Origin of the sequence: Oceanobacillus profundus (assembly GCF_003515705.1) — a bacterium.
In the GTDB taxonomy this organism is placed as follows: domain Bacteria; phylum Bacillota; class Bacilli; order Bacillales; family Amphibacillaceae; genus Oceanobacillus; species Oceanobacillus profundus.
Window position 1 is genome coordinate 43342 of the sequence record NZ_QWEH01000001.1, and the last position, 18291, is coordinate 61632.

The following is an 18291-nucleotide window of genomic DNA, read 5'->3' on the forward strand; positions in this document are numbered from 1 at the left end:
TTAGCGCTTACATCTAGTAGGTTAAATTACCCCTGTCGTGATGTTCGCTAATAGTTTGACAACCAAACAAACTATACAACCATGATACTTGTATATTCGAAATAATTCAACCATGTCTCCTCAGGAGATAATAATGAAAATTTATTCCCAACAGGAGATATCTGCGTTCGTCTTTTTAATGGATTGGTTTGACACAAAAAAAGACTTGGATATTCCAAGTCTTTAACTATTCAATCTAATTTTCTTAGGCTGCGCTTTCTTTCTTCCTTCTCTTTTGCTTCACCTGCCCCTTCAAAGAAAAATAACTGCCAATCCGCATGATCTTTTCAAACGGTCCCGTTCTAAAGCACTTCAAGTAAAGCTGGCTGAAAACAATTTGCAAAACGAAAATAACGAACGCTAACAGAATGCCCAGGAAAACTCCCATCTTCGCAAAGAGCCCTAGTCCATATCCATAAAAAATAACTGTACAGATAATACTTTGTGTTAGGTAATTTGTAAGAGATAATTGCCCGACTTTTTCAAAGGAGGACAGGAATTTCCCTGCTTCCTTTGTATAAAGAATCGCAAAGCCGAAAATATAACCAAGCGCTAAGAAGATTGCCCCGATACTGTAAGCACCTTCCGTCCAACTAGGATCATGGATAATATAATGGGAGCTTTTGAGCAATAAACCTGTTATTCCAAACCCCATTGCACCTCGAATATACCATTTTCTCTCCTGTTTTGGATTCGTAAACCAATTGCGCTTTGCGGCGTACATTCCAAGTAACGTAAGTGGCGCAATTAAAAGGGGAGTGAGAACAAGCATTAGCACATAAAAGAATTCCGGTAAATCAAAAGGCAATTCTCCGCTTTGTCGAAATGCGAATGCATCGGCATAACGATCGCTTGAATAAGCCTCCGTTTCCTCCAGGATATAAGATTCCATGAGTTGTATGTCTTTTTCCGTTTGTTCAATCTCACCGAATCCCATGAGAGAGGTTAAGACGAATAGCACAATCGCCCAAACGAGCAAGGTTTTCTTTTTCCGATTTATAAAAAGTAGCATTAAAAAGCCGATCAAACTATACGCCCCCAGGATATCCCCTTCCCAAATGAAAATGGAATGGAACAGTCCAAACGCAAAGAATAGGAGAAACCGTCGTACGAGATGTCTTTTTACTTTTAACTGATTTCTTTCTAGCTTTTCTTTTAGCTTAATCAAGGAATAGCCAAATAAAAACATGAAAATAGGCAGGAAGCTTCCTTCTACAAAAATCTTTGTCCACACATAGGCAACCGTATCGGGTGAAGATAGTTGAAAATGCTCAGGACTATCCTTGCCAAATATCCCATATTGGAAAATCAGCATATTCGCGATCAGAATTCCGAGTAAACTAAAACCTCTTAATCCATCAATTGTACTTATTCTTCGTTTCATGCACGTACTTCCTCTCTGTTCGTTATACATTTAAGGTATCAGTCTTAAATTTCCCGTAATTGAACAGAATCTTAACAATTTATAACGTATTCCTTAATATTGTTCAACTAATCGTAAACTTTCCGTGGTAGAATGTCGTTGAGGTGGAAAATATGGGAAATGAGACACATATTTTAATTGTGGATGATGAAAAAGCCATCGTAAAAATGTTGGAGTTAATGTTAAGAAAAGAAGGATTTGAACATATATATACCGCTTTTACAGGAAAGGAAGCATTATCCTTTGTTGCGGAGCATCCTATTGACATTATTATTTTGGACGTGATGCTTCCAGATGGCAGTGGATTTGATCTCAGTCCGAAAATGAGAGAGCTAACGAGCGCGTATATTCTCTTTCTGACGGCACGAGTTTCTGACTTGGATGTCCTTACCGGTTTTGCAACGGGTGGAGACGACTATGTAACAAAGCCATTTAATCCATTGGAGGTAGCAGCAAGAATCAAGGCGCATCTTAGAAGAACTGAATCTCATCCAAAGGCAGAAAAAAATACAATGCCAACCAAGCGGTATGATTTTGGTCGCTTTGTACTGGATGAACAAGCAGGGGAGCTAATCGTGAATGAAAAAGTTGTGTCCTGCCCGACACAGGTATATTTGCTATTACTTTACCTTTGTAAACATCCGAATCAGGTTTTTTCAAAGTCAGCACTACTCGATGCAGTATGGGGGTTCGACCACTATGTCGATGAAAATACAGTGTCTGTACATATTAGAAGAATCAGAGAGAGAATTGAAGAAAATCCAAGTAAGCCAACCTATTTAACAACGGTTCGAGGATTAGGATACAAGCTAGTGAAGGAACATGTTAGATGAAAAAGCTTAGAAGACGTCTGTTTATGCATTTTTCCATTCAATTTATTTCGATTGCCATTTTAATGGTAATTGTTGTTGCAATTACATTAGTACTTACCATTGGATTGATGACAGAGGATCAAGCTGGACATAATTATTATTATACAATGCTTGAAGAAATTTCCATGCTGGATGCTGGTGAATCATTTCGAGACTTGGAAATGCGTGAGGGGTGGAGTGAAGGGCTTGATGAAGATATTTGGGTGCAGATCATTAATAAACAAGGTGACGTAATTGATGCTGGAAATGTACCGAATGATTTCCCGGATCATTATAGTATGCATGATTTACTGCTCATGAAAGAAAACGAATCCTATAAGGGGTATGAGCTAACCTTTTATTTGGAGACGTTTTATGAGACGGATTATTTATTTGTTTTGGGGCATGAACCGGAATCAGGCATCTCACTGGATGAACTTGTTGAGACATATAACGATAATGGGACGATCGCCAAGCAGGACACTGCTGCAGTAAATGAAAAGTTATTAGAGGTCGAAGGAACCCTTGAGATTTATGGGAGTAATGGGGAACAGAGAATATCGCTTGGGGAAGCAGAACGTGAAGAGGAATTACCGTTAGATGCTTTTAAACGAGGTATATCTCCAGATATGTATTCGACCAAGCAGCAGACATATCGTGATACCGAGACAGGTGATTTATGGGTTCTGTATACACCAAATGTGCATAAAGGAGAAATTAATCTAAAAACGTATCAAGCAACGTTAATCGGTCTGCTTATTACGGCAGCAATTGTACTGCTTATTACAATTGTAATTTCCATTTGGAATGGTTTCAGATATGGGAATCCATTATTGGTTTTTGCAAACTGGCTAGGCAGAATGGGAAATGGCCAATATGATGAGGTTTTAACAGAGCGTGAGAAGAAGCATATTTTTAGGAAAAATGGAAAGATCAAGTGGCGTTACAGGTTGTATCGAGAAGTCTTCTATGCCTTTTATGATATGGCACAAAAGCTTGATGCTTCGAAAAAAGAACGCGAGCAATTGGAAAAGACGAGAGAGGAATGGATGGCAGGCATTTCCCATGACCTGCGTACCCCACTTACGACAATGGAAGGATATGGGAGATTATTAGAAAGTGGAGAATACGAGTGGTCCCAGCAAGAGCTAAAAGATATTGGAAAAACAATCTATGAAAAAAGTGATTATATGGTAAAGCTGATTGAAGACTTTACCCTTAGCTTCCAACTGAAGAATAATGCTGCACTTGTTTCACTCCAAACGGTGGAGATTAATTCGTTTTTGGAGAAGGTAATAAGAAAATTTACCAATGACATCACGTTCCAAGAATATTCCATTTCGTTTAAGCCATTGAAATCGAATCGAGTTGTACAAATGAATGAACGATTGTTTGAGCGAATGATCGATAACTTAATTTATAATGCGATGAAGCATAACCCGCCAGGAACCTCCGTCGTAATTCGCGTAGATGAAACAGCAAATAATCAAGAGCTTAAAATTAGGGTGATTGATAATGGTCTAGGTATGGATGAGGAGACGAAGGAGAATTTATTTAGTCGGTACTATCGTGGAACGAATACAGAAGAGAGTATGGAAGGTACTGGTCTTGGTATGAGCATTGCATTGCAAATTGCAAAGCTGCATCAAGGTTCAATCCTTGTGGAATCTGAAGAAAATACAGGAACTATTGTAACGGTGGTATTTTCCCAGGTAGAAGTACCAGACAAGAGGGCAGTTTCATAGTGAAAAAGAAAGCGAGGGGAGAAGATTGAAGGAGATTGGAAAACATATCATAAAGCGGGTAAGGAAAGGAAATGTTAAAGCGTTTGAAAAGCTTGTTCAGCACTACCAGCAATCGGTTTATAATCTCTGTATCTTGTTGATGGGCAACGAGGAGAAAGCGGAAGAGATTGCCAATGAGACATTTCTGTACGTTTATGCTCACATGGATGATTATTTTACTGAGGATAAAAAATTTTCAATATGGTTATATCAATCAATGGTTTGTCTAACACAAGAACAATTTATGGAAGGCTTTAGTACGGGCGAAGTGAATTCTGCTAAAGGTATTCTCCCCTTGCTGCAGCACGTTCCTTTTAACAAACGGGTGGCTGTCATTCTAGAGACTTGGTATCACTTATCTGACCAGGAGATTAGTGAAGTTCTCCATACTACTAAATCCGAAGTGCGTACCTCTATTTATCAGGCGAGAGAGAAGCTGAGCGAAGCATTAAAGAGTATGGATTCTACTGAAAAAGAGAACGTATTATTTCGTATTGGGTAGAGATTGTTGAAGTTAAAGTGTGAAGTTTCCGAGAAAAAGGCTCGTAACCCTAGCTAGATGAAGGTTACGGCCTTTTGTACGTTTTGCCTGTTAAATAAATTGAATTCCTTAAATAAAGTAAAACCCAAATCCCATAATCACATACGCTGCAAGTAAGGCAAGTCCATCAAACCAATTGGAATCCCCGTCATTGGATAACGTAATCATTAATAACACAGCTGTCACCATACTGATTAATTCCGGCCATGTGAAAACGAGTGGCATGGGCGTCGGAAAGAACAGGGATAGCAAAACAAGAATCGGCAAAACAAACATGGCGACTTGGAGGGTGGAGCCAACGGCAATTTCGACCGCAACATCCATTTTATTTTTATACGCCATGATAATTGCTGAGGCATGCTCTGCAGCATTTCCAACAATCGCAACAATAATAATCCCAATAAATAATTCGGACCAGCCAAATGTCGCTCCGACGATATCAAATGTGGACACTAAATGTTCCGAAACATAAGCAACGGCAACTGTTGCAAGTGCCAGAATTACGATTGCTTTTGTTTTCCCCCATTCTGGTTCTTCCTCATGAACGACTTCACTTTGTGTTTCATCTGCTTGGTAAACCCCGCGGTGGGTGACAAATTTAAATAACAATGCCGCCAAATAGAGGACGATTAAAATAATGGAAATCCCAACACTTAAAACCATTGTGTCTTTCTCATTCATCGTATGTGTAAACACCTCAGGAATTACAAAGGCGACAATGACTGCAAAGATTAACAGCCCTGCATTATGACGTGCTTCGTAGATATTAAAGGATTGCCGTTTATATTTCAGACCACCAACAAAGAAAGATAGCCCACCGACAAGCAGTAAGTTACCTAATACAGAGCCTGTTAACGAAGCGAGCACAATTCCAATAAGCCCGGCTTTTAATGCGAAAATAGAAATAATAAGTTCAACTGCATTTCCAAAGGTTGCATTTAGCAGACCACCAGCTCTTGGCCCTAAAACAATTGCCAGGCTCTCGGTGGCACGGCCGATAAAGCCAGCTAAGGCAACAATTGTCAAACAATAAATGATAAACATCATGATGGCAGACCAATGAAAGATCGAGCCAATGATAGAAAGTGGTATTCCAAGGACAACGAAAATCGCAAATAATTTATTTATGTTGAAGACCTCCGTTTCTTTATTTAGATAATTATAGATTACCCGTATTTATTGGAATTTATTTCTGAAAAGGTTTTAGGGAAAACGGAGATAGTGTGTGGTTTTGAATGATAATGAATAAGGGGGATAAGGAGGATGATATTTATAGCAAGAAGAAGAGAGAACCCAAATGGATTTTAATACCTTAGCTTAGGACTAGTGACAGTGTTTGACCTGTTTTTACGCTATAGGGAATCTGATATATTACAGCTTTTACAATATCAACCATCGGGCTTTCTTGGTAAAATACTGGCACTATCTACAAAGAATAAATATCCTCTAGAATTGATCTGACTGTAGCGAGCTCAAGTCTAGCGCTTGTTGAATCTTCTTCCAGAACTGCAGCGATTAGAATGTTGATGCTTATATGCAGTTCCTCATACTCACCTTCATCACCTAGCAGCTGTATTTTCCATCTATTTTTTTTGTACATCTTTTTTAACTCATCTGTTTGGACCGCAATCTTGTCCCAATTTGATTGGTCTATTTCCTGTTCAATCTGATCAATGTGGTTAAAGAAATAATCTCCTCCGACTTGATTGGTGCAGCCAGCTAGCAGAATAGCTAAAAATGCTAATAGGATTTTTATCTTTTTCATACCTAATTGCCCCTCCGTATTTGATGAATGGTTATACATAGATTGCCCATAATACGAATATATATTTGAATTTTAGAAAGGCGGGAGATTGGATCATGCCTGAGGTCGTCTTGATTCTTATTCGGTCAATAGTTGCTTTCTTTTTATTATTACTAATGACTAGGGTTATGGGAAAGAAGCAAATTTCACAGCTTACTTTTTTTGATTATTGTGTTGGAATAACGATTGGTTCAATAGCTGCAACCCTGTCAATTGATCAAAACGTTAAAATTGTGAACGGACTAGTGTCCTTAACGATTTGGGGGTTATTTCCAATTATTTTAGCCTATGTTGGTATGAAATCAATAATCTTTTCTAATATTACAGACGGTAAAGCAACTATCTTAATACAGAACGGGGAGATATTGCATAAGAATTTAAAAAAGAATTTGCTAACAGTCAATGAATTATTATTGCTATTAAGAGAAAAAGGCACTTTTAAAGTATCAGATGTAGAGATGGCAGTTTTTGAAACAAATGGTCAGCTAAGTGTATTGTTGAAAACAAACCAACAGCCAGTTACACCCCAAATACTAGGAATTCCACTGGAAAAGGAGCATGGTCCCACCATCTTGATAATGGATGGAAAGATATTAAAAAAGAGCTTGGAGAATCTTGGCTATTCAAAGGAATGGTTAGAAGGAGAAGTACAGAAGCAAGGAGCCAAAAGTATTAAGGATGTCTTTTTAGCTCAAATAGATTCGCGGGGCAATATGTATGTGGATTTATATGAGGATCAATATAGAAGACCTGTTGTAGAAGAGAGGCCGCTTGTGGCTGCAACGCTCAAAAAGATCCAGGCAGATTTGGAGAGCTTTTCTCTGGAAACAGATAATCCTGAAGCGAAGAAGCTATACGCTCAACAGGCATCAGAGCTAAAAAAAACCTTGGATACGATTTTGCCTTATTTGAAGTAGGAGGGACTGTTTATAGAAGGCAGGTGCACGATACATAGCGGGACTAGTACTGGTTTCTCCGTTCTATATACTGTTGGCGTATAAGTCTTTAGCTGTGATAAATTCCAGGATGTTTTTAATAATGTCAGAATACGGTAAAATTATCTAAAAGGCAAAAGGGGAGGGAAACTACTTGAATCAAAAAGACTGGAATATTCTATCGATGATCAAAACGGGATTGTATTTACAAAGGAGGGGGAGTACTTAGCCAAGAAGGCAATGGAGATAGATGCTACATTAAATCGGATCAAAGAGAATACAGAAAACATGAATACGTATATGAAAGGTAAATTAAATATCGGTGTCACAAATCATTTTGCAAAATACCACCTTCCTCCGATTTTGCGTGACTTCCAATCTGCTTATCCGGAAATAGAGTTTAATATTCGAAGTGGCTGGGGGAAGGAGATTTCGCATCTCATCAACACGGAGAACATTCATATTGGATTTATTCGAGAAGATTATGAATGGGCAGGAAGTAAATATTTATTTTTTAAAGATCCAATGTGTTTATTTTCAAGAAATGAGATTGATCTACATGCACTTCCTGATTACCTTAGAATTGATTATCAAACAGGTTCGGTTGTTAATGCGCTCATTGATTCGTGGTGGAGTGACCATTATGAAATAGCCCCAACAATTGGCATGATGGTGGACAGTGTGGAAGCATGTAAGGAAATGGTTATCAAAGGCTTGGGGTATGCGCTGTTACCTGCTTCGATGCTAGAAGGGAATACGGATATCTATCGGGTTGATCTTTTGATAAGCATCAAGCTCAGGTGGATATTAATACGTGGATGTATTATTCAGAAGCATTGTTAGATACAAAGATTGTTGCAGAGTTTGTTGATTTCGTAAAAAAACATAACAATAAAACGAGAGGGGAAGTAAGATGACAGTGAATTATGTAGAGGAGTTTGCTAAGCTTCCAGCCACCTGTGTTTCGGATGGGTTAGCAGGGCAAAATGCGATGGATTTTGCGATAAAACCATTAGCTCATCACCATAAGATTGCGGGTAGAGCACATACGGTAAAAATCCCAAAAGGACAGAACAAGGAATTCCTAAAGGCAATAAGAGAAGCGAATGCTGGGGATGTACTTGTCGTTGATGCTGAGGACGACACGTCAAAAGCAATTGCAGGGGATTTTATATTAGGAATGGCCAAAACATTAGGTATTAAAGGAGTGGTCACCAATGGGGTAGTTCGGGATGTGGAAGGAATTCTGGAGTTGGATTTTCCTGTGTTCTGCCGGGGGACAACAACCGTCGCTGGCAGTAAGTCGGATACAGGGTATTCCAACATAGCAATCAGTTGTGGCGGTGTAGTTGTCAGACAAGGGGATATTATCGTAGGTGATCGTGACGGTGTTGTCGTCGTTCCAAAAGAAAAGGAGAAAGAAGTATTGGAACAAGCACAAAAGAAGCTGAGAAAGGATGAGGAAAAAGAATCGAGAGTGGCAGGCGATATAGAGGCTATTTATAAGCACATTGATGAGGTTTTGGAGAGATAGACCAAATTTTCCAGTTATTAATATTAAAGGAGAAACATATTTTACGAAAATAAGAGAGGAATTTGTCATGAAAATCTATGTGTTGTTACTTGTCGGGCTTTCATAATTCTTGTTTACGGATTGATTATGCTACTGTCTGCTTCGCTTGGTTGACAGAGGTGCTCTCATTATGTTCAGAGTAGTATATAAGATTAATATATCTATAACGCTTTCCCTTGTCAGATGGTAAAATAAATATACTTCAATTCAAGAAGAATAGATGATAAGGGGATGCTGCTCAGTGGGAATTTGGCCAGAGGTCTTAGACAGAATTCGTGAAAAAATCTCGGAACCTAGTTTTGATACCTGGATTAAGGATACTTCGATTGAAGTGAAAGATGACACCATTACCGTATATGCGCCAAATGAGTTTGGAAGAGACTGGATTGAAACGCAGTATAATGATTTAATTTCTGAAATAGTAGAGTTGGTAACTGGAAAATCTTATAAGTTCGAATACGCTTGCTCTGAGAAAGTAAATAAGTATGCCTATAGCTCTTGGACTGAAACTTCTAACTCCAGACAGAAAAGAGAACTTGAACCATTTGAACTTTGGTTAGAGGTGCTAAACAGAATTACTACTAAGGTAAGTTTGAAAAGTTTTGATACCTGGTTTTCAAATACAACAATTGAAATGGAAAGTGAAACGATTACGGTGCATGCAGGAACATCATTTGCTAGGAAATGGCTTGAGCACAACGCTCATACATTAATATCTGAAACAGTTGAAGAAGTAACTGGAAAACAATATAATATCAAGTTCACCTGTCCTCCCGAAGTAGTAAAGGGCGAAGGGGATGGGTTTGAGCTCTGGGATGAGGTAATAAACAAACTTGGTAAAAGGATACTTAAATTAGAGGTTAATGCGTGGTTTTCAAATACAATGATAGAAGTCGAAAATGATACGATTCACGTAATAACACCTGATTGGACCACAGCGAATAAACTTGCGGAGACATATGAAGAATTAATAGCTGAGACAGTGAAGGAAATCACTGGTAAAACCTATACCTTTACTTACTTTGATCTTCAAAATAAAGAGGAATACACATACACACGTCTACCTTATATGAATAGCAATCACTCCGTGCAAGATCCCATTGTGAATAAATTACAAAAGAGAATCGAACAATTAGAAGCTAGAGTTCGTAAGTTAGAAAAAAGAGTCTAACCCTAGAGTTTTCTATACAAGTTCCCTTATAGAAACCATCTCTTCTATAAGGGGATTTTTTAATTGCAGTAAAAAGCTATCTAACAATTTTTATAAACACCATTGTATAAATATTCATTATTAGTTATAATTATAACAACTTGATGTAATTATAGGAGAGATTGCTATGGAAACTAAGAATATAATTATTATAGGTGCGGCCGGAAGAGATTTTCATAATTTTAATACGTATTACCGTGATAATGAAGCATATAACGTTGTTGCTTTTACAGCAGCGCAGATTCCAGACATTGATGGACGAAAGTATCCGAGTGAATTAGCGGGCAAATTCTATCCCAATGGGATTCCGATTTATTCACAGGACCAATTACCAGCGTTGATTGAAGAGTTAAAGGTAAACGAGTGTGTGTTTGCATTTAGTGATATTAGTTACGAAGAAGTGATGGGCATCGGAGCGATTGTAAATGCAGCAGGTGCTGATTTCAAATTGCTCGGTCCGAATAACACGATGTTAAAAAGTAAAAAGCCGGTCATTTCAGTTTGTGCTGTACGAACAGGAACTGGAAAAAGTCAAACGTCCAGAAAAATTATTGAAACATTATTAGAACAGGGCTTAAAAGTTATTGCGGTGAGACATCCAATGCCTTACGGTGATTTAAATGCACAGCGTGTGCAACGCTTTGCGTCTGTTGAAGACTTGAAGAAACATCATTGTACAATTGAAGAAATGGAAGAATATGAGCCACATGTTTCACGTGGAAACATTGTGTATGCCGGCGTTGATTATGCAGAAATATTGGCAGCGGCAGAAAATGACCCTGATGGCTGTGATGTGATTTTATGGGATGGGGGAAATAATGACTTTTCCTTTTTTGAGCCTGATTTAGCTGTTACAGTCTTGGACCCACATCGCCCGGGACATGAGCTGAAGTATTATCCAGGTGAGGTGTGTCTGCGAACAACTGATGTGTCCATCATTAACAAAGTGGATAGTGCATCAGAAGAAGCTATTGAAATTGTAGAAAATAATATCAAAGCTGCAAGTCCAAACAGCACGATTATTAAAGCTGAATCGACAATTACGGTTGATAAACCAGAACTTATTGCTGGAAAACGTGTGTTGGTCGTGGAAGATGGCCCAACACTTACGCATGGGGAAATGAAGCTTGGTGCAGGAACAGTTGCAGCAGAGCGTTTAGGTGCTGCTGAAATCATTGATCCACGTCCATTTGCTGTTGGTACACTGCAAGACACATTTAAGAAATATCAGCATGTTGAAAACGTACTTCCGGCGATGGGCTATGGTGACCAGCAATTAAAGGATCTGGAAAAAACGATTAATAATGCTGACTGTGATGCAGTAATTATCGGAACCCCAATCGATTTAACACGTGTTATTTCCATTAACAAGCCGTCTGCCCGTGTATATTACGATTTAGACGAAGTGGAAGGGCCGAATTTGAATGATGTATTAGAAGATTTTATTGAAGAACATAAACTAGTGAATGATAAACAATCGGCGTATTAGACAGATGGGTAAAGACTAGCGACAAATGTTGCTAGTCTTTTATTGGTAGATAAGAAAGTATAAAATTTCTATCTGCATAAGTCAACTAGTGCATTTGCCTAAAGGCATGGCAAAGACCAAGCTTTCTAATGTTAGGGGAAATGCTGCAGACCAGTCTCAGGGTTGAATAGAAACTAGCTACGAGTACGTTTACGGTCTCTAAAACTGATATAAATCGTCAGCAGAATACAAAGAAAAAGTGTCACATGGAATATCGTATGAAGTGTGTTCGGAACAATTCCATGCATTACAGGTAAAAAGGAATGTGTGTTTCCGAACATCGTCTGGTATCTTTCCGCCTTTTCCTCCGCGCCAAGCCCAAAGAAATATGGTATCCACCAAGCCATTAGTACCCCTGCAAAAATACATGAAGGATGAATAATGAGCCAAATCTTTGCCTAAATCGGGTATCTTTTCCCAATAAAACATAGGATGAGAACCATTAAAATGACAATTTGCACCACACCAATCAACGTGACAACAATCAATTCCCTAGTAGAGTTCTCTTGGGCGATTGCTTGAATGTCATTTAATGGACCCAAAGTACCCAATTCTGAACAAACATAAACAATAAAATCAAACCGTATCCAGCAATTAAAAACTTTTCCTGAACACGAATTTCTCTCTTCAAGATGCTGACTTCCCTTCGTATTGATGGTTAGGATGAAGTTCCAATTTATGATAACACGAAAACAATTTTATCTGTGTTAATCTTTTGTAGTTTCAAACAATAAAACAACATTGCTATACGGTGTGGTCTGTATGGATTGGAACCTTAATTAATGGGTATTATTAACCGAAAATATAGTAAACTTAGAATGTGAGATTGCTAATATTGATAAAACTTAATCCGATTGTTCAAGTAGGAGGATGAATTTCAATGAAGGAGTTACTTTTAAAGTATATGGATACATTTACCTCACTAAGCGAAAGGGAGCAACAGGAAATTGTCGACACGATTGTTTTAGAAGAGTATCCGAAGGGATCTTATCTTATGAAACAAGGGGATAAGCCTACGTCTAAATGTTATTTTACATTGCAAGGGTGTGTAAGACAGTTTTATGTAGATGAGGCAGGGAAAGAGGTAACATCCAATTTTTACACCGAGGAACAGGCAATTTTGGGATTTAATACGTTAGCAAAAGACGACCATACGTCCGACTTCTCGTTAATTTGCATGGAGGATTGTGTACTTGTTGTTGGTGATCTGGATAATGAAGAAAAGATGTTCCACAAGTATACTCAATTAGAGACAATGACTAGAAAGATGATGGAAATTTATCTAAGTGAAGCCCAAGAAGAACGCGCCGTCTTTATTCACTCTAAACCTGAAGAACGCTATAAAATCATGGTACAGAAACGCCCTCACCTCGTTAATCGAGTTCCTCAACATCAACTTGCAAGCTATCTTGGTATGACGCCGGAGTCATTAAGTAGAATTAAAAGACGAATGAACAATGAATTGGTAAAAGATCTGGAATCTTAACTTAAGTCAATGACAGGTTCTCCATTAGCTCCTAAACTAAAGGTAAAAAAAGGAGCTTTTGTATGACCAATTTAGAAAAAGAGTGTTCTAATCAACGGACTGTGGCTATAGCAGGTGGGATAGCTATTATTATCATGGCGCTTGCTGCAGGATTTTCCTATGGCTTTGTTTTGGAGCAGATTGCAATTCAAGGTGATACCGATGCTACATTTCAAAACCTGCTTTCTTCCGAAGGGCTATTTATTGCTGGAATCGCAGGATGGCTCGTGATTCTTCTATGTGATATTGTCGTAGCTTGGAGTCTTTATATTGTTCTTCAACCACTTCATAAAAATCTATCATTGCTCGCTATGTTGCTCCGTTTTGCATATGCTGGGATCTTGGGGATAGCAATTCTTAATCTAATTATTGTGACGATCCTTATAAACAACAGGGCTTCTTTTTTGACGACAGATAGTTTTCCTGTAATGGCAAATGTATTTCTTATAGCGTTTGAGATGACCTGGTGGATTGGTTTAATTATTTTTGGAGCGCATTTATTAATTGTCGGTTATTTAGCCTTTCAATCGGACTTCATTCCAAAACTGGTTAGTATCTTGTTATGGATAGCGGCCTTGGCATATATGCTGATACATGCTTTTTATTTCTTTCTCCCCCACTGGAATGCTTTCACATCTGTTTTGGAGGCGGTGTTAACAATTCCAATGGTTTTTGGTGAATTGGGGTTAGGGATTTGGCTGCTTATGAAAGGTGGTAAAAGTTCAGACGTTCGGGATAAGGCTGCTATAAAGTAAAGAATTAGGTGCGTGTGTAGTAATTGGTTGGTGAATGGTTGTTAACTTTACTAAGAAAAGAACTAGTCAGCGTGTCTAGTTCTTTTCTATTTAAATAGTAATGCACCACATAACTATTACTTTTTATAATATGCTTGTAAAGTTTCAATAAATAATCTAGATACATTTGTAATAGAAGTATTCCTTTTATAAACAACTGCTAATTCCCAGAAGAGAACTGGGTCGTCTAATGAATAAACAGCTATATTATCAGGAAGCTGTTTCCCCTTTACTCCACCTTCTGGAATGAAGGTAAAACCCATTCCTGCTGAAACTAAATTGATTGCTGTCGTTAGATTTGCGGTCTCTAATTTATTGCTAGGATAGATTTGTTGCTTGCTAAAGAGATGCATAATTGCGGTGGTCAAATTTTGCCCAGGTTTCGTAATAATAAATAGTTCATCTTCTAGCTGAGCAAGATCGATAAAGGGATATTGGTTGGAATTTCCATAATTGTTATCCAACTGTTTTATCAAGGGATGATCTATATTACCTGCTAGCAATATCTCCTCTTGCTTAAGCGTCTCATATGTGAGTTTTTCGTAATCCATCTCAGGGGGCAAATTCATTATAGCAAAATCTAGTTTTTCGTTAATTAACTCAGATACTAGAAAGTTAGATTTCCCTTCTGTAATATTTACTTCAATTTTCGGATATTTGGAGGTGAATGAAGGTAAAATGTCAGGCAATAGACAAGATCCTCTCCAAAGGGCAAGTCCGAGGCGGATTTTCCCTCGTTCATTATTTTGGATCTCTGAAAACTCTTTTTGAAGTTGTATATCTAAGGAAATATATTGCATTACATATGTATAGTAACGTTCCCCGATATGTGTCAATTTTAAAGGTGAGCTACTGTGATCAAATAATTCAACACCTAGATTCATTTCCAAGCGCTTTAGATATTTACTTAGAGACGGCTGAGTGATATAAAGTCGTTTTGCTGCCTTGGATAGTCCACCTTCTTCAACAATGGCTAAAAAGTATTCAAAGTTTTTGAAGATCATTCTTATAACCTCCTATATAATATAGCCAAAAGTCTATAATTACTATAGACTAATTCCCATTTGAATTCAAGGAATGACTGAAATACACTAAATATAAGCAACAAGCCTGATAATTTTGTTTATCTTGTAAATGTAAACGCATTCTATCCAAAGATAAACTACTAATTTTAAATTTGGCAGTTGTTTTTATGATTTTTCTGTACAGAGAAAATCTATAGAATATAAAAGTATGCACAGGAGGGAAATATGAATATTGAGGCGATCATTACTCTAATTGTACTTGTAATAATGGTTTTTTTCTTTGTAACAGAAAAATTACCATTAGCATTGGTTTCCATGTCTGGAGCTGTACTCTTAGCTACTGTTGGAATACTTGATAAAAAAGATGTCTTTATTTCCTTTGGAGGATCCACAATCGTATTGTTGGCTTCCATGATGATTATTGGCTCTGCTTTATTTCACACTGGAATTGCAGAGAAATTAAGTATATGGATAACTAAACTAACGGGAACATCGGAAAACGGTATTATGATAGCGGTGGTTCTAGTATCATTATTGCTTTCTTCAATTGCGAGTGGCCTTGGTGTTGTTGCAATGATGCTGCCCATTGTAATGGCGATGAGCATGAAAGCAAAAATTTCTGTCTCTAGACAGTTAATCCCTCTTTCATTTGCCGCAAGTATTGGTGGTAACTTAACTTTAGCAGGTGCTGCTAGTAATATCAGTACAGCAGGATTAATTGAAGATATGGGGATTGAGTTTGTTTCTTTCTTTGAAATTGGAAAAGTAGGTCTGCCAATAAGCATTCTCTTTCTTATTTACTTTCTCACAATTGGTAAGAAGCTACTAACCAAGGGGGATTCTTCTGACCCACAATATATAAAAGAATACACAAATAAAAGTGATGATCATCAAACATATAGTCCAATCAAAGCAATTATTGCAGGTGTTATCCTTGTTGCTGTTCTAATTGCCATGGCTGTAGATCATGATAGTTTTCCAATGTATTTTGTTGCTGCAATTGGAGCTGTTTTATTACTGTTAACAGGTTGTATGTCCGAAAAAGATGCTATAAAAGCTGTGGATTGGCCAACCTTATTTATTGTAGGTGGTATGAGTGCTGTTTCAATAGCAATGACTGAAAGCGGTGCCGGGGCAATGATTGCAGATGGTGTTATTTATATTTTGGGTGAAAATCCAAATAAACTTCTTTTTTTATTTTTTGTCTTATTATTAACAATGCTTTTAACCAACATGATGATGAATACATCGACCGTACTATTGGTAACACCTCTATTCATTCCAATAGCTGTAAGTCTTGGGGTGAATCCAGTAGCAACTGGGATAGCTATCTGTGTAGCTGCTTCTGCCCCATTCTTAACCCCGGTTGGTTCAGGTACTAATACCTTAATTATAAAACCTGGAAATTTAACTTTTAGAGATTTCTTCGTTCCCGGTATTGGACTTTCCATTGTTGTACTAATCGGGTGTATGATACTTATCCCATTATTCTGGCCGTTATAACAGGAGGAAAAAATGATATGAAAAAAGCGATTGTAGTTGATAAGAACTATGGAAGCGTTACTATTGAAGATTTAGTGATACTTCAAAAAAGATTTGCAGAAGCTGGAATTGAATTGGAACTAGCACATTTTAATTCTGAAGAAGAGATTATTGCAGGGTGTCAAGATGCGGATGCAATTTTAGGTACTGGCAATCCTCCAATTACAGAGAAAGTATTGAAACAGCTTCCCAACCTTAAAATCATTCAGAGGTTCGGTATTGGAGTAAATTCTATTAATCTACCTGCTGCAACAGAAACAGATACAGTTGTATTGTATATGCCGGGTTTTTGTGTGGAGGAGCTAGCGGCTCATGCTACCTCGTTAATACTAGGTTTATTTCGAAATGCAGCATATTATGATCGCCGCATAAGAAATGGAGAATGGCCAAAGGCAAAATATTATGCACCTAAGTCAATTCCTGAGATTACGCTTGGACTCTACGGATTTGGAGGTTCCGCTAAGCCTTTATATGAGGTTTTTAGAAAAGGTTTTCATTCAAGAGTGATAACTTGTGATCCATACTTACCGGAATCAATTAAAGAACAATTCGATGTAGAGATTGTTGACTTTGATACATTATTAAAAGAATCTGATGTCATTTCTCTTCATGCTCCACTTAATGACGAGACAAGACATATTTTCAACCGCGAAGCCTTTCGAAAAATGAAAAATGACGCAATGATTGTAAATATTGCTAGAGGTGCATTGATTGATGAAAAGGCGTTAATAGATGCTCTGCAAGAGGAAGAGATTCGCTTTGCAGGTCTTGATGTATTTGAAATCGAGCCATTAGATGCAAATTCGCCTCTTCGGAATATGGATAATGTTATTTTAACTAGTCATAGTGCATTTTATGGTGAAGGTTCTAAAAGAACTCAATTAAATTGGGCATACGAGCTTGTTGGCCAAGCATTAAATGAACGAAAAGTACAAAAGGAATTCGTTGCAAATAAAAAAATCTATAATTCCAATACTGAATTTTCTTTTGAATAGGAGCTGGAATAATGAAAAATGTAGGATGTTTAATTGTAAATAATTTTAATAGACCAGAATTAGAATTAGTGAACTTATTCTGTGATCTCCCTGTTGCAAATATTGGTGATTGTATGAATCGTATAGGGGCAATAGACCCGCATATCTATCCGATGAATAAAACACCATTACTAGGTGTTGCCTTTACAGTGAAGGTCCCTGAGGGCGATAATTTAATGTTTCACAAAGCGATGGATATGGCTAAACCTGGTGACGTGATCATGATTGATGCTGGTGGAGATATAAATAGAGCCATTCTTGGCGAATTAATGATTTCATATTGTCAATCTAAAGGTATTGCTGGTGTTGTTGTAGATGGTAGTGTGAGAGATGCTGAGGCGCTTAGAGAAATGAATTTCCCTGTATATGCTAAAGGTATAACTCCAAACGGACCATACAAAAATGGTCCTGGTGAAATTAGTACTCCAATTACTATTGGAGGTAAGGTTGTTAATCCCGGTGATATAATAGTTGGTGATCAGGACGGTATTGTGATTATTAAACCTGAAGATGCAGAGGAACTAGCTAAACAGACTAAACAAGTAATGGAGAAAGAAATTTCTATTATGGATAAAATATTAAATAAAGGGACCTATGATCGACCATGGGTTGATGAAAAACTAGTTGAGATTGGTTGTGAGTATAGGTAGTAGTATTAATTATTTTAAGGTTGATTCCCAACT

The 18291-nt window shown here is 37.6% G+C and carries 18 protein-coding genes; 13 read left to right on the plus strand and 5 right to left on the minus strand.

The genetic code is table 11. The features are described 5' to 3' along the window. Nucleotides 1-244: 244 nt before the first annotated feature. On the minus strand, nucleotides 245-1423 hold the full coding sequence (locus D1B32_RS00210; RefSeq protein WP_118888283.1) for a DUF418 domain-containing protein: 1179 nt from the start codon (nucleotides 1421-1423) through the stop codon (nucleotides 245-247). Nucleotides 1424-1575: 152 nt separating this feature from the next. Between D1B32_RS00210 and D1B32_RS00215 the strand changes: the two genes are divergently transcribed. Genes D1B32_RS00215 through D1B32_RS00225 form a run of 3 tightly spaced genes read left to right on the plus strand, consistent with a single transcriptional unit; the run spans nucleotide 1576 to nucleotide 4599 of the window. Further along, complete coding sequence (locus tag D1B32_RS00215) at nucleotides 1576-2295, plus strand: response regulator transcription factor (RefSeq protein ID WP_118888284.1); 720 nt, start codon at nucleotides 1576-1578, stop codon at nucleotides 2293-2295. Then, a complete protein-coding gene (locus tag D1B32_RS00220) occupies nucleotides 2292-4058 on the plus strand; it encodes a sensor histidine kinase (protein WP_118888285.1) in 1767 nt (588 codons plus the stop codon). The genes D1B32_RS00215 and D1B32_RS00220 overlap by 4 nt, the downstream gene beginning before the upstream one ends. 25 nt (nucleotides 4059-4083) lie before the next feature. Next, complete coding sequence (locus tag D1B32_RS00225) at nucleotides 4084-4599, plus strand: RNA polymerase sigma factor (protein ID WP_095310298.1); 516 nt, start codon at nucleotides 4084-4086, stop codon at nucleotides 4597-4599. Between the two features lie 108 nt (nucleotides 4600-4707). Here the strand turns inward: D1B32_RS00225 and cax are convergent, their stop codons facing one another. Together cax and D1B32_RS00235 are read right to left on the minus strand one after the other, a co-directional pair. After that, the gene (cax, locus tag D1B32_RS00230) at nucleotides 4708-5805 is read right to left on the minus strand and encodes a calcium/proton exchanger (protein WP_118888286.1); all 1098 of its coding nucleotides are present in this window, start codon (nucleotides 5803-5805) and stop codon (nucleotides 4708-4710) included. Between the two features lie 259 nt (nucleotides 5806-6064). Further along, on the minus strand, nucleotides 6065-6403 hold the full coding sequence (locus tag D1B32_RS00235; protein WP_158586181.1) for a DUF4363 family protein: 339 nt from the start codon (nucleotides 6401-6403) through the stop codon (nucleotides 6065-6067). Nucleotides 6404-6498: 95 nt separating this feature from the next. On the opposite strand from D1B32_RS00235, the gene D1B32_RS00240 reads away from it, so the two are divergent. The 5 genes from D1B32_RS00240 to D1B32_RS00260 all read left to right on the plus strand — a co-directional run bounded on the left by D1B32_RS00240 (nucleotide 6499) and on the right by D1B32_RS00260 (nucleotide 11649). Then, nucleotides 6499-7359: a DUF421 domain-containing protein gene (locus D1B32_RS00240; RefSeq protein ID WP_095310304.1), complete on the plus strand. Its 861-nt coding sequence runs from the start codon at nucleotides 6499-6501 to the stop codon at nucleotides 7357-7359. A 258-nt stretch (nucleotides 7360-7617) separates the two neighbouring features. Beyond that, nucleotides 7618-8220 carry a substrate-binding domain-containing protein gene (locus tag D1B32_RS00245; RefSeq protein WP_118888288.1) on the plus strand — a complete coding sequence of 201 codons (603 nt, stop codon included), beginning with the start codon at nucleotides 7618-7620 and terminating at the stop codon, nucleotides 8218-8220. A 70-nt stretch (nucleotides 8221-8290) separates the two neighbouring features. Continuing rightward, nucleotides 8291-8911 (plus strand): RraA family protein, encoded by a 621-nt coding sequence (locus D1B32_RS00250; RefSeq protein ID WP_118888289.1) that lies wholly within the window; start codon nucleotides 8291-8293, stop codon nucleotides 8909-8911. 280 nt (nucleotides 8912-9191) lie between these two features. Continuing rightward, a complete protein-coding gene (locus tag D1B32_RS00255; RefSeq protein ID WP_158586182.1) occupies nucleotides 9192-10121 on the plus strand; it encodes a DnaA N-terminal domain-containing protein in 930 nt (309 codons plus the stop codon). Between the two features lie 166 nt (nucleotides 10122-10287). Then, the gene (locus tag D1B32_RS00260) at nucleotides 10288-11649 is read left to right on the plus strand and encodes a cyclic 2,3-diphosphoglycerate synthase (protein WP_118888291.1); all 1362 of its coding nucleotides are present in this window, start codon (nucleotides 10288-10290) and stop codon (nucleotides 11647-11649) included. 173 nt (nucleotides 11650-11822) lie between these two features. On the opposite strand, the gene D1B32_RS24505 is transcribed toward D1B32_RS00260, so the two are convergent. Next, a complete protein-coding gene (locus D1B32_RS24505; protein ID WP_316246650.1) occupies nucleotides 11823-12035 on the minus strand; it encodes a hypothetical protein in 213 nt (70 codons plus the stop codon). A gap of 533 nt (nucleotides 12036-12568) precedes the next feature. Here D1B32_RS24505 and D1B32_RS00270 point away from each other — a divergent pair. Next, nucleotides 12569-13174, plus strand: a complete 606-nt coding sequence (locus tag D1B32_RS00270; RefSeq protein WP_095310314.1) for a Crp/Fnr family transcriptional regulator — start codon at nucleotides 12569-12571, stop codon at nucleotides 13172-13174. Nucleotides 13175-13236: 62 nt separating this feature from the next. Then, entirely contained in the window at nucleotides 13237-13968 is a 732-nt protein-coding gene (locus tag D1B32_RS00275) for a DUF4386 domain-containing protein (RefSeq protein ID WP_118888292.1), read from the plus strand. A gap of 116 nt (nucleotides 13969-14084) precedes the next feature. Here D1B32_RS00275 and D1B32_RS00280 read toward each other — a convergent pair whose 3' ends face one another. Further along, nucleotides 14085-15011, minus strand: a complete 927-nt coding sequence (locus tag D1B32_RS00280; protein WP_118888293.1) for a LysR family transcriptional regulator — start codon at nucleotides 15009-15011, stop codon at nucleotides 14085-14087. Nucleotides 15012-15257: 246 nt separating this feature from the next. Here D1B32_RS00280 and D1B32_RS00285 point away from each other — a divergent pair, with 246 nt between their 5' ends. The 3 genes from D1B32_RS00285 to D1B32_RS00295 are packed head-to-tail and all read left to right on the plus strand — an operon-like array spanning nucleotide 15258 to nucleotide 18258. After that, nucleotides 15258-16535 (plus strand): SLC13 family permease, encoded by a 1278-nt coding sequence (locus tag D1B32_RS00285; RefSeq protein WP_118888294.1) that lies wholly within the window; start codon nucleotides 15258-15260, stop codon nucleotides 16533-16535. Nucleotides 16536-16552: 17 nt separating this feature from the next. After that, the gene (locus tag D1B32_RS00290) at nucleotides 16553-17569 is read left to right on the plus strand and encodes a C-terminal binding protein (RefSeq protein ID WP_118888295.1); all 1017 of its coding nucleotides are present in this window, start codon (nucleotides 16553-16555) and stop codon (nucleotides 17567-17569) included. Nucleotides 17570-17580: 11 nt separating this feature from the next. Further along, nucleotides 17581-18258: an RraA family protein gene (locus D1B32_RS00295; RefSeq protein WP_118888296.1), complete on the plus strand. Its 678-nt coding sequence runs from the start codon at nucleotides 17581-17583 to the stop codon at nucleotides 18256-18258. Nucleotides 18259-18291 lie beyond the last annotated feature (33 nt).